The sequence below is a fragment of the Aeoliella fuhlenseeensis genome, assembly GCF_052161615.1.
In the GTDB taxonomy this organism is placed as follows: Bacteria; Planctomycetota; Planctomycetia; order Pirellulales; family Lacipirellulaceae; genus Aeoliella.
Genome location: NZ_CP197417.1, coordinates 2,605,215 through 2,619,917 on the forward strand (window position 1 = coordinate 2,605,215; position 14,703 = coordinate 2,619,917).

The window sequence follows — 14,703 nt, forward strand, 5'->3', positions numbered from 1 at the left end:
CCTCTCCGAATCACGTATCAAATGAAGTACTTCCACCTGTGGCATGGTTTTCCACCCGAGCAACCAGAATGGGGCCGCCCGTGGAACGTGGAATTTGACCCGCCTGACGTAGAAAGTATGGTCAAACTTCGGAAGGGCAAGGAGTTGAACGATTGGAATCCTCGAACACAAGGCAAGTGCCCCGATGCATCGTTCTCAGTCGATTTCACCGTGGCGAGCGGTCGGTCATGGCCTATTTTCTCCCCGAGGATGAAGCGTGTGATGGAGTCTATTTGCCCCGGAGACATTCAGTATTTGCCTTTCTGTCTCGTAAACGATCCTGGTAAACCCAAGATCGCGAATCGTACGATGTATCTTGGAAACGTCACCACTATCGTTGACTGCATCGATCGAGTACGCACCAAGGTCCGCAACGATGACTGGACTCCACGGCCGAATGGCACCATTCAGGTTCGCTATCCCATTTGGTTGAAGCGCAGTGCAATGAGCGGCCGCAGATTCTTCCGAGTAAACGGCTATTTCACGCCAATGATCGTGCGTGAGGACATCAAGGAACAAATCGAGGCGGGCGATTTTCGTGGCGTTGTGTTTGTCAGGGAAATGCCGGTTTCCGATGATTGAGGAACCTCGCATTCTCCGGGATGATACTGGTGCAGCTCTGATCCGCGTTTATCCGCCCGGATCCGCGGCTATCCGCGACGAATTCCTTCCGCAGTCCCGCCATGACCACTCGCCCCCCTACCCTGCTCATGTGCCCGCCGACGCATTTCGGCATTGAGTACGAGATCAATCCTTGGATGCGCGTCGAGGTGGCGGCCGACAATGCCGAGGCCCAGCGGCAGTGGCACGCGCTTTACGAGCACCTCAAGGCCACCGGTATCACCATCGAGCTCATTGAGCCGGTGAAGGGGCTCCCCGACATCGTGTTCACGGCCAATGCCGGCATGGTTTATCACAACCGCGTGTTGGTCTCGCGATTTCGCCATCCGCAGCGTCAGGGCGAATCGCCACTGTTCCGCGAATGGTTCGAATCGCACGGGTTCGAAGTCGTCGAGTTCGCACCCCCTGACCAAGGTGGCGGCTACGACTTCGAAGGAGCCGGCGACGCCCTGTTCTGTGGCGACACCCTGTTTGCCGGCTATCGCATGCGGAGCGACGCCACCTGCCACCAGCAGATCGGCAAGATCCTGGGTGTTCGTGTGATTCCTGTAGAGCTCGTCGACCCGCGTTACTACCACATCGACACCTGTTTCTGCCCGCTGGCCGAGGACGAAGCCATCTGGTACCCCCCGGCGTTCGACGACTACGGCCGCCGCGCCATCGAGGCGACCATCCCCAAGCTGATCGAAGCCGAGCAGTCCGAAGCCGAGCGTTTCGCCTGCAACGCCGTGGTGGTTGGCCGAAACGTCTTCACCAACATCGGCTGCCCGAGACTACACGACGAACTACGCGAACGAGGCTACACCCCCACCGCCACCCCGCTCGACGAATTCGTCAAAGCCGGCGGCAGCGCGAAATGCCTGACACTCAGACTCGACGGCGAAGAAGCGGCGTCGTGGAAGAAAGTAGTGTGACCCTGAGCGATCCCCGCCCCGTGTCTTTCTGCGGGAGCCGGCGCTTATGTCATTCTGAGGGAGCCTAAGCGACTGAAGGATCTCCTTCGCCACTTCGTCGACTGCGTCCCCCATGCACCCTCTCACCAAAAACTCACCATCACCACCCCCGCCGCGCACAGCACCCAAAACAGCGCGTGTAAGCGAAGCTGCCAGTCGATGTGGCCGCGTACTCCTCGCACCTCGGCGTCGTACTCCGCATTGATCCGCCGCAGGTCGTCCGCCAGTCGTACCTCCCGCGCGCGCCGACGTTCAGCGATCTCGGCGAACAGCCGCTGGGCTTCGGCGGAGAGTCGTGGCTGAGTGGGAAACGTCATCGTGCGGGCCAGCGTTGGCGAAGGGTGCGTCACTACCCTCAAGGATATCGCCTCCGCTTCGCAAAGTCGAACATTTCTTAGGCGATTAAATACCCATCGATCCAGTTATCAACCCATTGATCGATCCTTCTATCAGCGCCGCAGCGAGCCGGGGCGTCCCCTACCCCGAAAACACTCACCGAACTGATCTGCCCGCTTGCAACTCGTCGGCCGCGTGGTCCAATGGAGGTAACGGCGGAAGCTCCGCCGCCCATCCTGCAAGGCGGTTGTCATGAATACCGAGCCGAACCAGTGCGGTCAGCCATCGCCCCTCGGGCCGAGCATCACACCCGAGGGCGTCAACTTCTCGCTCTACTCGCGTACGGCAACGGGTGTCGACCTCGTGCTGTTCGACCACGCGGAGGACGCCACGCCGTCGCACGTCATCCCGCTCGATCCGGTGAAGAACCGCGCGTACCACTATTGGTACACGCGCGTGTCGGGCATCGAGTCGGGGCAACTTTACGGTTACCGCGTGCGAGGGCCCAATACACCAGCCATTGGCTGGCGATTCGATCCCGCCAAGATCCTGCTCGATCCTTACGCGCGTGGCATGGTCATTCCCCAGAGCTATCGCCCGCGAGCTGCCGAACTGCCCGGCGACAACGCGGCCACCGCGATGAAGAGCGTAGTCGTCGACACTTCCACCTACGACTGGGAGGGGGACACTCCGCTTCGCCGGCCGTCGTCGCGGACCACCATCTACGAGATGCACGTCCGCGGCTTCACGCGCCACCCGTCGTCGGGTGTTCCGGAGGCGACCCGCGGCACGTTTGCCGGTTTGATCGAGAAGATTCCCTATCTCCAAGAGCTTGGCATCACCGCGGTCGAGCTGCTCCCCGTGTTCGCGTTCGATCCCTATGCCTGCCCGCCGGGACTCGTCAACTACTGGGGCTACCAACCCGTCTCGTTCTTCGCTCCGCATCCGGCGTACAGTTCGCGGCACGAACCGCATGGTCCCGCCGACGAGTTTCGCGACATGGTGAAAGCATTGCACCGAGCGGGAATCGAAGTCATCCTCGACGTCGTGTTCAACCACACGGCCGAAGGGGGCGCGGGCGGGCCGATGCTCTCCTTCCGCGGCATCGACAACCCGACGTACTACATCCTCGAAGCCGGCGGCGAGCGCTACGCCGACTACTCGGGGTGTGGTAACACGCTCAACGCCAACCATCCGGTCGTGCGGCGGATGATCGTCGACAGCTTACGGTACTGGGTGACCGAGATGCACGTCGATGGCTTTCGCTTCGACCTCGCATCGATCCTCTCGCGCGACTCTTCCGGCCACGTCCTGCCGAATCCTCCCGTGCTGTGGGACATCGAGTCCGACCCCGCGCTCGCGGGCACGAAACTCATCGCCGAGGCGTGGGACGCAGGCGGGCTCTATCAAGTCGGCAGCTTCGTCGGCGATGCGTGGAAGGAGTGGAACGGCCGGTTCCGCGACGACGCTCGCGACTTCTTCCGCGGTGCCCCCGGCTCGGTCGGCCGGCTCGCGGACCGCATGGTCGGAAGCTGCGACATCTACTGCCACAAGAATCGCGAACCCGAGCAGAGCGTGAACTTCGTCACCTGCCACGATGGTTTCACGCTCAACGACCTCGTGTCGTACAACGAAAAACATAACGAAGCCAATGGCGAAAACAATCGCGACGGCGCGAACGACAACCGAAGCTGGAACTGCGGCGTCGAAGGCCCCACGGACGACACGGCGATCGAAGAGCTCCGCACCCGGCAAGTGAAGAACTTTCTTTCGGTGACGATCTTAGCGCTCGGCGTGCCAATGTTCGTCATGGGGGACGAAGTCCGCCGCACGCAGCGCGGCAACAACAACGCCTACTGCCTCGACGACGAGACGACTTGGTTCGATTGGTCGCTGGTCGAAAAGTACGCCGACGTCCACCGGTTCACGCGACTCTTGCTCGAACGCCGTTTGCTCCGCGACACTCGGCACGAAGAACAGCGCGTAAGCCTCGCCCAGCTTATCAACAACGCCAACCAAGCGTGGCACGGCGTGAAGCTCAACCAGCCCGACTGGAGCGAGAACTCGCACAGCATCGCCTTCGGTGCCGTGCTGAAGCAAGAAGGTCTCGAGTTTCACCTAATCCTGAACGGCCACACCGAGCCACTGGAATTCGAACTGCCGGTGCTCCCCGGCCAACCCTGGCACCGCTGGCTCGACACCTCCCTCCCCTCCCCCGACGACATCATGGAATGGAACGAAGCCCCCACGATCGAAGGCACCACCTACCGCTGCGGGCCAAGGTCGGTCGCGATGCTCTACGCGCGACTGACGTAGAATGATGGCGAGCTGGAACGAAGCGCCCGGAAGAATGGAACGGGGATTGTCGCGGATAGGGCAGGATGCACGCGGATTTGTCTGAACGAGCAAGCACACGCCCGCGAATGGTTATCGCCCTCAAAGAATTCCTTCTTATCCGCGGAAATCCTGCCCCATCCGCGTTCATCCGCGACTAGTTCTTTCTTTTTCTTCCCGTCCGCCGAATCAGATCCCCGCGATCGATGCCACGCCCACCAGCATCGCACTCACCATTTCGCGAAGGTACTATATGATGGATGGGAATCGATAGGGCTTCGATTGTCATACGCCAAACGAACCTTATGGGGCGCACCATGCTAGGGGTTTCGAGGAGACTAAGGCGAACGGCAAGCTGGCTGCTTATTGCGTTCTTGTTGTCCTCCAGCGCACCCGCGCATGGCGCGCTTGCGCCAGATTCCGGCATCCTTACGGGCATCTACCATCAAGATCGTTGGGGCGTGGGTCACTTCGGGGATTTCTTGGTATCACCGGAGCTTCACGAGCGTCTCCGCGATTTCGAGGGACGCCGCGTGCGTATCGAAGCGCGGCGCATCGTTCAGCCGATTAACCCGGGGCCGGCTTTCATCCAGGAGATCACTCACATCGTCGCGGCTCCGACGATACCCGTTCACATGGAGGTGAGTGCCAGGCCCTCTCGCATTCTTCCCCGATGGTTGGAGGTGACGGTATTGATGACCAACCGGGGCCGAAAGCCTATCATCGTTCGTTTACCGGACCTGACGTTGATTGGGAGCTATCCGTCCCAGGACCAACCGAAGAAAGTGCGAGAGTCGCTTTTTCCTGGCTATACAAACAAGCAATTGAGCGTGAATCACGCAGCCTCCTTTCTCGGATGGGGGGCGGGTTACGGTGGCTCGCCAATCAGTAGCGAAGGGGTGCTACCTAGCGGTTGCGGGATACGAATTGCGCCCGGCCAGAGCTTCCCAGTGATTGCCGAGCCCATTGCGAAGTCCGATGGGGCAGAGTTTAAGCTCAGTCTTCGCGGACGCAACGGAATAGAGGACGCCGCAACTTGGTTTCAACTGGAAGACTTGGAGGAGTCAGGTCAAAACCGAAAGGATATCAAGCTTTCGATCGATGAAGTGAAGACCGTTGGCGAATGGGGGAACAAAGTCGATGTCGCCATGACCCTTCATTCGATCGGAGCGCAGAATCCGGACGTCGTGGTTACTCCGGGCAAGCGCACTCCGATGGTAGCAGGAATTCTCTCGGGAGCCGCGGCGGAGGGAGAGTTTCGAAGGGTCCGCGTGTCTTCTATTGGCTCTTTCGTAGGCCCGTCCGAACTTCAACCACTTCCGTCGGAGGGACTGACTGTGATGTTGAGAATCGAAAAGCCCCTCCACATACAGTATCGCTACGAAGTCCTCACCGAGGCGGGGTTGGTAGAAGTGGATTTCAAGCTTCCGGACTGAAAGCTCCGCGAGACGTTATCCGCGAGAGCAGTTCGAGGATGTTGTCGCCCTAAGTAACTCTGCACCTCAGCCCCAGCAACATCGTCAAAACAGCTTTACTTCATCGATTGTCACTGACGACTTTCGATTCCGGTTCGCCGGTTGGGTGAATTGGCGGAGCTTCACTTGTCCTTTCGGAAAGCGTGCCACTACGTCGAGTTCGCCTCCGAGTGCTTCCACGATTGTCTTTATAGGGCCGAAACTCTGATGTCGGTCCGGTTCTCCAATTTGGAGAGGCATGGCTGCTTACTACCCAGCAAGCTGGCGAGCTCGCGCTGACTCTTACCTGCTGCACGCCGAAGCTCGCCCACTAGCAAGTCACCGAGCAACCCCTTGGTGCGACCCAACGCCTTCTCACGGGTTACTTTGGTGGTACTCCCCTTTACGAAGGCGTCGTATGACTTGGCCGTACTAGTTCTCCTTCTTCTTGAGCGACGCAAGGTGTGCGTCATAGACCTCGTCGGCCTTGGCGATCAATTGTTTGTAGAACCGTTGCCGATTCTTGCCAGCCTTACTGCCTCCTAGCAGGAGAATCGCGGTCTGAGTAGGATCGAATGCAAATGCCACCCGCAGCACTTGCTCTGAAGGGCTTACCGGCAACTCCTTAATGTTGGAGAGCATTGAGCCTTCGGCGATTCCGCATGAGCTCTCGGGAGCTGAGGTCCGAGCAACTTCTGTAAATTGACTTTGGCAACAGTGTCTGCCTGCGAATATTCGCCGATATTTGCAAACCACTCATCGACTTCAACACAGTCGAGACAGCGCAAATATTAGAAGGATCGCCTATGGGCTATATGCTGTTATTAGCCGGTAAGCGATAGGTGTTTCCTCGGGAGGTCGTGCATTTTTGGGCTCCTCGCTCGCTTCCCCCAGAAGTCCTCGGGTTCCCGGTTCTCCCTACTTTTCCACCCCAACTATTTCCACTTTTTTCAAAAAAGCGACTAGAAAGCGCGCTCTACATATGCTCTCATGTACACGCCCACCCTGTGGGTGGACGGATGTTCTTTTGACAATTTAACTAGAGCAAAAGATCGGCAACCTTAGCCTTGGCGAGGGCTAGGAGCGCGCGCCGAAGGAACGCGGAATCGACGGGGGCGCTAAATCACGTCCGAGCCGCATTTTCCTCCGCGTCTTTGCGCCTTGGCGTGAGAAAGATCTCGGCGCAACCGTATGGCAGAGTAGATCCTTCCGTCGCTGAGGCTGCTTCAGGATGACACCATGGATGGATCGAAAGAACGCACGAGGGGAGTAAAGTCGCACCTGCGGGTTGCCCCTGCGACTTTACTCTTGGAGGTAGCTTTCACAGCGTGATTGCAAAGCGTTGCGGCGCGATGACTTGCGTCGAAACTTCCACGAGGCCGAAAACGAGTAAAGTCGCACCCAATGAAAAAGTGGCAGAATTGCGACTTTACTTCGGCTCTGCGGCGTCGCTTTCCTGGGCAGCGGGAACGGACGATTCCGGTTGGCCTTCGAGCAAATCCTCAATCGCTTGCCACTGGCGGGTGACTTCCTGCTTGTCGCCATACGCGAACTGCTTCACGCGGTCGTCCTCGTGGCTGTAGCGGAACGTGGTGACTTCCACGCCACGCCGCACCAGGGCGTCGTACACCCGGCTCACGTGGCGGACGTGATCGTCGACGTACACCACGGCGTCGTAGTCCTGCGGCGCGAGGTGCAGGAACATCAGCATCATCGCTCCCTTGTGCTGCCCCGAAGTCATTAGCACGCCATCCGCGTAGCTAACATCGCGGGGCTCTACAGGAAGCGAGTAGAGCTTGGCGTCGTGTTTGGTGAGGCCGAAGTCTTCGAGCGAGTCGAACACGTACGGCACGAACCTGGCGCCGGTTTCGTAACGCTTGTCGCCGTGCTGCTCGAACAACCGAATGGCGGGCGACGACTTCGAAAAGTCGTAACCAGCTCGCTTGAGTTCACGCAGCGTCGACGCGCGATAGTCGTCGCCCCGCGACGTGAGCACCAGCGTGTCGACGTCGAGGAGTTGCATCGCCGCGACCTGGGCGGGGAGGCCGGGTTCGGGGGGATGCATCGGATAGGCAGCGAACAGCAGGCCCTGGGCTTCGAGTAGCTTGGGGAAGTCCTTCGCTACGAGCTGCGGCGAGTCGGGCTGGGCGTCGAGCAGATATTCCTGCCACTCGAACCACTGGTCGCTGCCAAGATCACGGTCCATCGCAAGCAGCGTGTTGTCGATGTCCATCACCACCAGCACGCGATCGCCGCCGAACTCCTTGGAATACTCGATGACTCGCTCGACGACGGGCTCGAAGGTGTCGCATTCGCGGTACTCGGACGCCGGGGCAATCGAGGCGAAAACGGCGAAGCAGCAAACCAGCGGAAAGCAGCAATGGACTTGGCGGCGGATCATGGGCTATGGTTGCCTGAGGTGAAAATGCCTCTCTAGCATACGTTGCCCCGGCCCAACTTACCACGATACTCCGCCCCATTTACCTAAGGTGCCACCATGCCCCACGACGAATTCATGGCCGCCGCGATCGCCGAAGCGAAAATGGGGGCCGAAGAAGGGGGAATTCCCATCGGTTCGGTGCTGGTAATCGATGGCGAAATCATCGGCCGGGGGCACAATCGCCGCGAGCAGCGGTTTAGCGCGATCCTGCACGCAGAAATGGACTGCCTCGAAAACGCCGGCCGCCTGAGCCCCGCGGACTACCGGCGTTCGGTACTGTACTCGACGCTGAGTCCCTGCGACATGTGCAGTGGTGCGGCGCTCTTGTACAAGATTCCGAAAATCGTGGTCGGAGAGAACGTAACGTTCCAAGGACCTGAAGACTACGTCCGCAGCCGCGGCGTGGAGCTTGAGATCGTCAGCGACGAGGAGTGCATCGCCCTGATGCGGGACTTCATCGCTCACTATCCGGAACTGTGGAACGAAGACATCGGCGAAATTAAATGACCAATGACGAAGCACCAATGACCAATGCAAGCTTCTGTGGGAGGGCTCTCTGAGGCCGATTGGAAGCAAAGTTCAATCGCAGGACTTCGGGCTCGGAGAGCCCTCCCACAAGCCCAGCTGGTCATTGGGTATTTCGACATTGGGCATTCACAACCGGCATCCGCCAGTGCAGAAGCGGCGGTAGCGTGTGATTCCGCTGCCGCGGCTGACTCGGAGTTCGACGAGAGCTCCGCAGCGCGGGCAGAAGTCCGGGTCATCATCGGGCAGCGTGCCCGATTCGCTCTTCTGCTGACAGTCGGTGCAACACCGGGTGTCGGGAAGGTACTCCAGTCGCTCGGGATCGATTGGCTTGCGACAGATCTCGCAAAGCACCGCGGCTTGCCAGTCGTCCGTATCGTCCCATTCGGTATCCGCGTCCTCGGCCACCAGGCCAATCGACTTGCACATGGGGCAAGTCATTAGCGGGGTGTACTCGGGGAGCAGTGCTTCGACGATCGCCTCGTCCGGCTCCTTGTCCCGCCGGAACTGTCCCACCAGCCGAAGCCTCGCAACGAGATCGTCGGTCCCGGCGATGGTTCGAAAGCCACATTTTCGGCAGTGAAGCGTTTTACGGAGCATAGCACGGACGATTGTCGCCAGTTCGTCCGTGCTACGCAACAGTCCACGTGTTTCGAATCGAGGAGGCCTTTACTGATCCATCACAATCAAGACTAATCCACCACAATCAGGCTGCCATTGTCGGCCACGTTGAACATCGGGCGGTAGGGACGCGAGTTCCACGACTTGGCGCGGCAACCGTAGTGCCAGACCAGGTTCATGCCGAGATTCCAAGCTTCGTCTTCGGCACCGCTGCCGTTTTCGCCTTCCTTGGGAATCAAGTAACGCCAGTTGCCTTGCAGCGACCAACGATCGTTCAGCGGCAGTTGGAACTCGCTGCCGAAGATGCCGTTGCCATCGTCCGACAGACCGGCATACGCACGCAGGTCGCCACCTTGATGACCGTAGAGGCGGTAGTAGAGCAGGAACTGGTCGGCGACGCGGTAGTTGCTGTCATTAATTTGATTCTTGTTGCTGTTCACAGCGAACATGAAACCGAATTCGCGGCTGGTGCAGTTCTTAAAACCGATTTCGCCACGGACCTGGCCGTAGTCGTTGGCTCCCTGACGTTCGTCGTGCAGGAAGTCCCACACCACGCCCCACTGGAGGCCCATCGGATTGCGTTCGAACACCCCAATGGTCGCGAAGTGCTGCGAGTGAGCGCCGTTGCTGCCCGAGTTGCTATCGCCGCTCAATTGGCTCTGGGCGGCTTGATAACCGAACTGATATCCGAGTCCGGGCCACGGGAGCCACGCCATTTTGCCGCCGAGATTGAAACCTTCTTGAAAGCCGAAGTTACCACCGTCGCGATTGCCGTCCAGGGGATTCTTGAAGCCATGAACACCAGCGAACAGCACGAACTCCTTCACGGGAGGAGCCCACAAGATGGGAACGCAGCCGCGATCGTCGCAGCCGAACAAGGCTTGCGGCCAGGGCTTGCAGCTTTCGTCGCAGCAAGCGTCGCCGCATCCGCAAGCATCGCCGCAGGTGCAGCCACCCTCGACGCAGTCGCCGCAGCAAGGCGAGGAGCACGTGGGGCCAGCAAATCCGCAGCCGGTTTCACCGACGACACAGCCGCCGCAGCTGCAGGGACCCGAGCAACCACAGGTCGACTCGGGGCACGCACAGCCCACTTCGCCACCGTAGTACATGGAGTCGCCCAGTTCGTAGCCACCCACCTCTCCTTCGTGGAACTCCATCACAGGGCCTTCGTGCATCGAAGCACCCGAGTGCATTCCTTGCGGAGCAGCAATTTCTTCGTATTCGGCGTGCTGCGTGCGAACCACACCGCGGCCTTGAGGCTGTCGAGGGTTCCGCATCGGGGCCGACGCCAAACGTGGCGCGGGGTTGGGTCCTACTTCAGGAGCACCCACTTGCTTCGCTGCGAGCGGCTTGGCGTTCGCGGTGGAACGCAGCGGTTCGGGCTGGCGGAACGTGGGCTGCTTGGCTGGCAGCGTCGGAGCCTGGGCCTGCGAGCGACCGCCAACTTTCGTAGCGGTGCGAGGCGAAACGACGGGCTTGGCGGCGGCCTTCTGCTGCGAGCTGTGAACCCACTGCAGCTCTTCGGCGTGGGCTTGGCTGAGCACAAGAACGGCGGCAAACGCGATAGCAGTCGACGAGATGCACTTCGGGAGGCGTTGCATCGGTCCAATCCTTTCGGGGGGCAATCAGGGTGTAAGGCAACACCGGTAGCGCAGATTTGCTTCCAGTTCGCCTGGGCCCCCCAGGATTTCGTACCTGGAAGAAACTATCGGCCACCGCACGACCGTTACTTTCGGAAAAGTTTCACTAAATTTCGCAGGCCCCTGCTAGCAGTGCTGGAGCGCGGGGGCAAATGCGGTTAGCCTGTGCTGTCACTGCGGAACTGACTGACTCAACGAACTGATCAAGAGAGTGATAATCAGCCGCGGAACCACCAGACGCCTTACGGCGTCCGCTCGCCTTTTTCCTTCCAACGCTAAATCATCAAATACTCAGTATGCCTCGCCTAGTTGCCAACGTTGTCGACATCGCCCAGCGCACCATCACTCCGGCGGAGGTTGTGTGGGAGCAGGGGCAGATCGTCCGCATTACGCCCACGCCCGATGAGACGCCCACTACTTACCTATTGCCAGGGTTTGTGGACGCCCATGTGCATGTCGAGAGTTCGATGCTCGTGCCAACGGAGTTCGCGCGGGCGGCGGTGGTGCATGGCACGGTGGCGACAGTGAGCGACCCGCACGAGATTGGCAACGTGCTCGGCGTGGCGGGGGTGGAGTACATGCTCGAAAACGCCGCGCAGACTCCGTTCAAGTTCTGCTTTGGCGCCCCTTCGTGCGTCCCCGCGACGACGTTCGAGACCGCCGGGGCAACGATCACCGTGGCCGAGGTCGAGCAGCTGCTCGCCAATCCGCGGATTGGTTACTTGAGCGAGATGATGAACTTCCCCGGCATCCTGCATGGTGATCCCGAGTGCCTGGCGAAAGTGGCCGCGGCGAAGAAGATCGGCAAGCCAGTCGATGGCCATGCGCCCGGTTTGCGGGGAGAGCAAGCCGCCGAGTATTTCGGGGCAGGGATCACGACCGACCACGAGTGCTTCACCAAGGACGAAGCGATCGACAAGCTCGCGGTGGGCTGCAAGATTTCGATTCGCGAAGGTTCCGCAGCGCGGAACTTCGACGCGCTCTACACGCTGATCGGCGAGCATCCGGGAATGACGATGTTGTGCAGCGACGACAAGCACCCCGACGAGCTGCTAGTCGCGCACATCAACGCACTCGTGCGCCGTGCTGTCGCTGGCGGGGTGGATTTGTTCGAGGTGCTCCGCGCAGCGTGCGTGACACCGGTCGAGCACTACTCGCTACCGGTGGGGCAGCTTCGCGAGGGTGATGCGGCCGACTTCATTGAGGTCGACTCGCTCGAAGAGTTCAACGTCCTGCGGACCTGGATCGATGGCGAGTGTGTCGCCGAGCGCGGCATGACCACCCTGCCCCGCATCGAGCCGAAGGTCGTGAATCAGTTTCAACCACGGCATGTCGGGCTCTCCGAGCTCGACGTCGTCTCGATTCGCGACGAGCAGATGATACGGGTGATCGAAGCAGTTGATGGTCAACTCGTTACCAATTGCCTAGAGCTGTCCGCGCGCATCGTTAATAGTGAGGGCGCAAAAACTGTTTCGGTGCTTCCTGCCCAGATCACTGAGGACCCACTACCTGCTGTCGATCTTAAATCCATTGTTTCCGACACCGGGCGCGACATCTTGAAATTAGTAGTAGTGAATCGCTACCGCGCTGCGCCGGCGGCCGTCGCGTTCATCAAGAACTTTGGACTCGAGCGGGGGGCTCTCGCCTCGAGCGTTGCTCATGACTCGCACAATGTGATTGCCGTGGGTGTGGACGATGCCGACCTCGTGGCGGCAATCAATCTGGTAATGGACAGCGGTGGTGGATTGAGTGCGGCGTGCGTGAGCGAGGGGGCCGCCGAGGTACTACCTCTGCCGGTTGCCGGACTGATGGCGACGGGGACCTGCGAAGAGGTCGGCACCGCGTACGGGAAGCTTGACCGGCTGGTCAAAGCATGGGGTTCGCCGCTGCGTGCGCCGTACATGACCCTGTCGTTCATGGCACTGCTTGTCATTCCGGCCCTCAAGCTGAGTGATCTGGGTTTATTTGATGGCGGGAAGTTCGAGTTTACGGACCTGGTCGAGTGAAAGTTGCGTCCCGCTCGGACGGGTGGTATTCTCACTCCCATTCCTTCTCTGCCAGGCGGCACAAAGGTCTCTGTAATGGGTAGCGTGGTGCAACTAGTCGGTGATTACGAAGTAATGGAGACCCTCGGTTCGGGTGCCGCGGGGGCGGCGTACAAAGCTCGCCACCGAGAGACGGGCGAGCTCGTGGCCGTGAAGTTAATGCACGAGCGGGTGGCGGGCGACCCCGATATCCAGAACCGTTTCGTCCGCGAGGTGTCGGTGCTGCAAAAGCTCGATCACCCCAACGTGGTTCGCTACGTCGACTGCGGATTGGATGGAGACAAGATTTACCTTGCGATGGAGTGGGTCGAGTGTGGCACGCTCGACGAAGTGCTCAAGCGCCGGGCCGTGCTGCCGTGGCGCGAAGCGGTGGAAGTGGCGATTCAGATTTGTAAGGGACTCGAACACGCGCACGAGCGCGGCATCATCCATCGCGATTTGAAGCCAGCGAACTTGTTCCTTGCCTCGGATGGCCACGTCAAGCTCGGCGACTTCGGCCTTGCGCGCGATCCCGAGCTGCACAAACTCACGATGAGTGGTAACACGGTCGGATCGTGCCGTTACATGGCTCCCGAGCAAGTGCGCGGCGAAGAAGCCCTCACCGGTGCGGTGGATACGTATGCGCTGGGTTGCCTGCTTTTCCGGATGCTCACCGGTCATGTGCCCTACGACGGTGCGACGATCATTGAGATCTTCGAGCACCACCTGTTCACGGAAATTCCGGTGATCGATGGACCGCGGCACGATCGCCCGCAGGCGCTCGACGATCTAATCAAGCGGCTTTTAACCAAGAGCGCGGCAGATCGTCCCGGCAAGGCGTGTGAAGTGCGCGAAGCACTGGAATCGATTCTGGAAGGTGGCCAGGTAAAGAGCGACTTCACGTCGGTAGTTGCGCAGGCGAAGGCGCCGACCGAAGCCGCGATCGCAACCACACCCGCCGAGCCCGCGAAGAATCTCACCGAGCGATTGGTTCAGGGAAGCGGAGGTGGCGAAGCGCGCCCGATGAACGTCAAGCTACTGGCGATCGTCATCGGACTCGTAGCGCTGGTGGGCGTGATCGTGGCGATCGCACAGAATCGGTGATCTCGGTGGCGGTTTTGGTCCCTTTCGATCATCGGGCTCGGAGAGCCCTCCCACAGCTTGTTGGGTTGAGTGAGCTCTCCTACAGCTTGCTCCACTTTCTCCCCTACCGGGGTTCCGACTTCCACTCGCGAGCCTTCACCCGAAGCTCCTCGCTAGTCCAACCTTCGCGAAGCGCCATAGCGAGTGCTTGCTTCTGGTCTTTGACGCTCAGCCGTGCAACCGCGGCGTGGGCGGACCATGAAAGATCGGGGTGGCGATTCTCGAACGGCACACGGCGAGCGACCGAGGCGTAGCGGCTTAGCATTTCGGTGGAGACCAAGCCCTCGCACATCTGAGAGAAGGATTCGCCGAATCCATCCTCGCCCGCGTTGATCAGATCACCGATCCACCACGGGCCCGCCCGCTGGCACCAGATGGCGAACTGCAGCGGGCCATTCCATTCCTCCATCGTCGGCCGTCCGGAGATGCGAATGCCGGTCGAGAAGAAGTGGAAGGGTCCGACGGAGATTTTGGGGCGTTGTGTCATGTTCAGTGAGCAGCGTGCATCGGCAAGCGGAGCGGTCTCAGAATGGTGTCGCTAGATTTTAGGGATTCGCGTGAGGATAATGGAGG

At 60.0% G+C, this 14,703-nt stretch carries 13 protein-coding genes; 7 read left to right on the forward strand and 6 right to left on the reverse strand.

Translation table 11 applies throughout. The annotated features are described in order from the left end of the window. Positions 1-21 precede the first annotated feature (21 nt). On the forward strand, positions 22-621 hold the full coding sequence (locus SH292x_RS10160) for an imm11 family protein (protein WP_442485495.1): 600 nt from the start codon (positions 22-24) through the stop codon (positions 619-621). A 101-nt stretch (positions 622-722) separates the two neighbouring features. After that, positions 723-1,574, forward strand: coding sequence for a dimethylarginine dimethylaminohydrolase family protein (locus SH292x_RS10165; protein ID WP_442485496.1), 852 nt, complete (start codon positions 723-725; stop codon positions 1,572-1,574). Between the two features lie 122 nt (positions 1,575-1,696). Here the strand turns inward: SH292x_RS10165 and SH292x_RS10170 are convergent, their stop codons facing one another. Next, entirely contained in the window at positions 1,697-1,930 is a 234-nt protein-coding gene (locus SH292x_RS10170) for a hypothetical protein (protein WP_442485497.1), read from the reverse strand. A gap of 271 nt (positions 1,931-2,201) precedes the next feature. Between SH292x_RS10170 and glgX the strand changes: the two genes are divergently transcribed. Together glgX and SH292x_RS10180 are read left to right on the forward strand one after the other, a co-directional pair. Further along, a complete protein-coding gene (gene glgX, locus SH292x_RS10175) occupies positions 2,202-4,265 on the forward strand; it encodes a glycogen debranching protein GlgX (RefSeq protein WP_442485498.1) in 2,064 nt (687 codons plus the stop codon). 395 nt (positions 4,266-4,660) lie between these two features. After that, a complete protein-coding gene (locus SH292x_RS10180) occupies positions 4,661-5,719 on the forward strand; it encodes a hypothetical protein (protein WP_442485499.1) in 1,059 nt (352 codons plus the stop codon). Positions 5,720-6,169: 450 nt separating this feature from the next. Here the strand turns inward: SH292x_RS10180 and SH292x_RS10185 are convergent, their stop codons facing one another. Next, complete coding sequence (locus SH292x_RS10185; RefSeq protein ID WP_442485500.1) at positions 6,170-6,379, reverse strand: type II toxin-antitoxin system RelE/ParE family toxin; 210 nt, start codon at positions 6,377-6,379, stop codon at positions 6,170-6,172. Positions 6,380-7,166: 787 nt separating this feature from the next. Then, on the reverse strand, positions 7,167-8,138 hold the full coding sequence (locus SH292x_RS10190) for a DUF2608 domain-containing protein (protein ID WP_442485501.1): 972 nt from the start codon (positions 8,136-8,138) through the stop codon (positions 7,167-7,169). Positions 8,139-8,234: 96 nt separating this feature from the next. On the opposite strand from SH292x_RS10190, the gene SH292x_RS10195 reads away from it, so the two are divergent. Continuing rightward, the gene (locus SH292x_RS10195; RefSeq protein ID WP_442485502.1) at positions 8,235-8,684 is read left to right on the forward strand and encodes a nucleoside deaminase; all 450 of its coding nucleotides are present in this window, start codon (positions 8,235-8,237) and stop codon (positions 8,682-8,684) included. A gap of 147 nt (positions 8,685-8,831) precedes the next feature. Here the strand turns inward: SH292x_RS10195 and SH292x_RS10200 are convergent, their stop codons facing one another. Continuing rightward, positions 8,832-9,302: a TraR/DksA C4-type zinc finger protein gene (locus SH292x_RS10200; protein ID WP_442485503.1), complete on the reverse strand. Its 471-nt coding sequence runs from the start codon at positions 9,300-9,302 to the stop codon at positions 8,832-8,834. Between the two features lie 92 nt (positions 9,303-9,394). Then, a complete protein-coding gene (locus SH292x_RS10205; RefSeq protein ID WP_442485504.1) occupies positions 9,395-10,924 on the reverse strand; it encodes a DUF6666 family protein in 1,530 nt (509 codons plus the stop codon). A gap of 335 nt (positions 10,925-11,259) precedes the next feature. Here SH292x_RS10205 and SH292x_RS10210 point away from each other — a divergent pair, with 335 nt between their 5' ends. Both SH292x_RS10210 and SH292x_RS10215 read left to right on the forward strand, forming a co-directional pair. Beyond that, positions 11,260-12,969, forward strand: coding sequence for an adenine deaminase (locus SH292x_RS10210; protein ID WP_442485505.1), 1,710 nt, complete (start codon positions 11,260-11,262; stop codon positions 12,967-12,969). Between the two features lie 75 nt (positions 12,970-13,044). Continuing rightward, positions 13,045-14,091 carry a serine/threonine-protein kinase gene (locus SH292x_RS10215; RefSeq protein WP_442485506.1) on the forward strand — a complete coding sequence of 349 codons (1,047 nt, stop codon included), beginning with the start codon at positions 13,045-13,047 and terminating at the stop codon, positions 14,089-14,091. 103 nt (positions 14,092-14,194) lie between these two features. Here the strand turns inward: SH292x_RS10215 and SH292x_RS10220 are convergent, their stop codons facing one another. Continuing rightward, positions 14,195-14,617, reverse strand: a complete 423-nt coding sequence (locus SH292x_RS10220; RefSeq protein WP_442485507.1) for a hypothetical protein — start codon at positions 14,615-14,617, stop codon at positions 14,195-14,197. Positions 14,618-14,703: the final 86 nt, after the last annotated feature.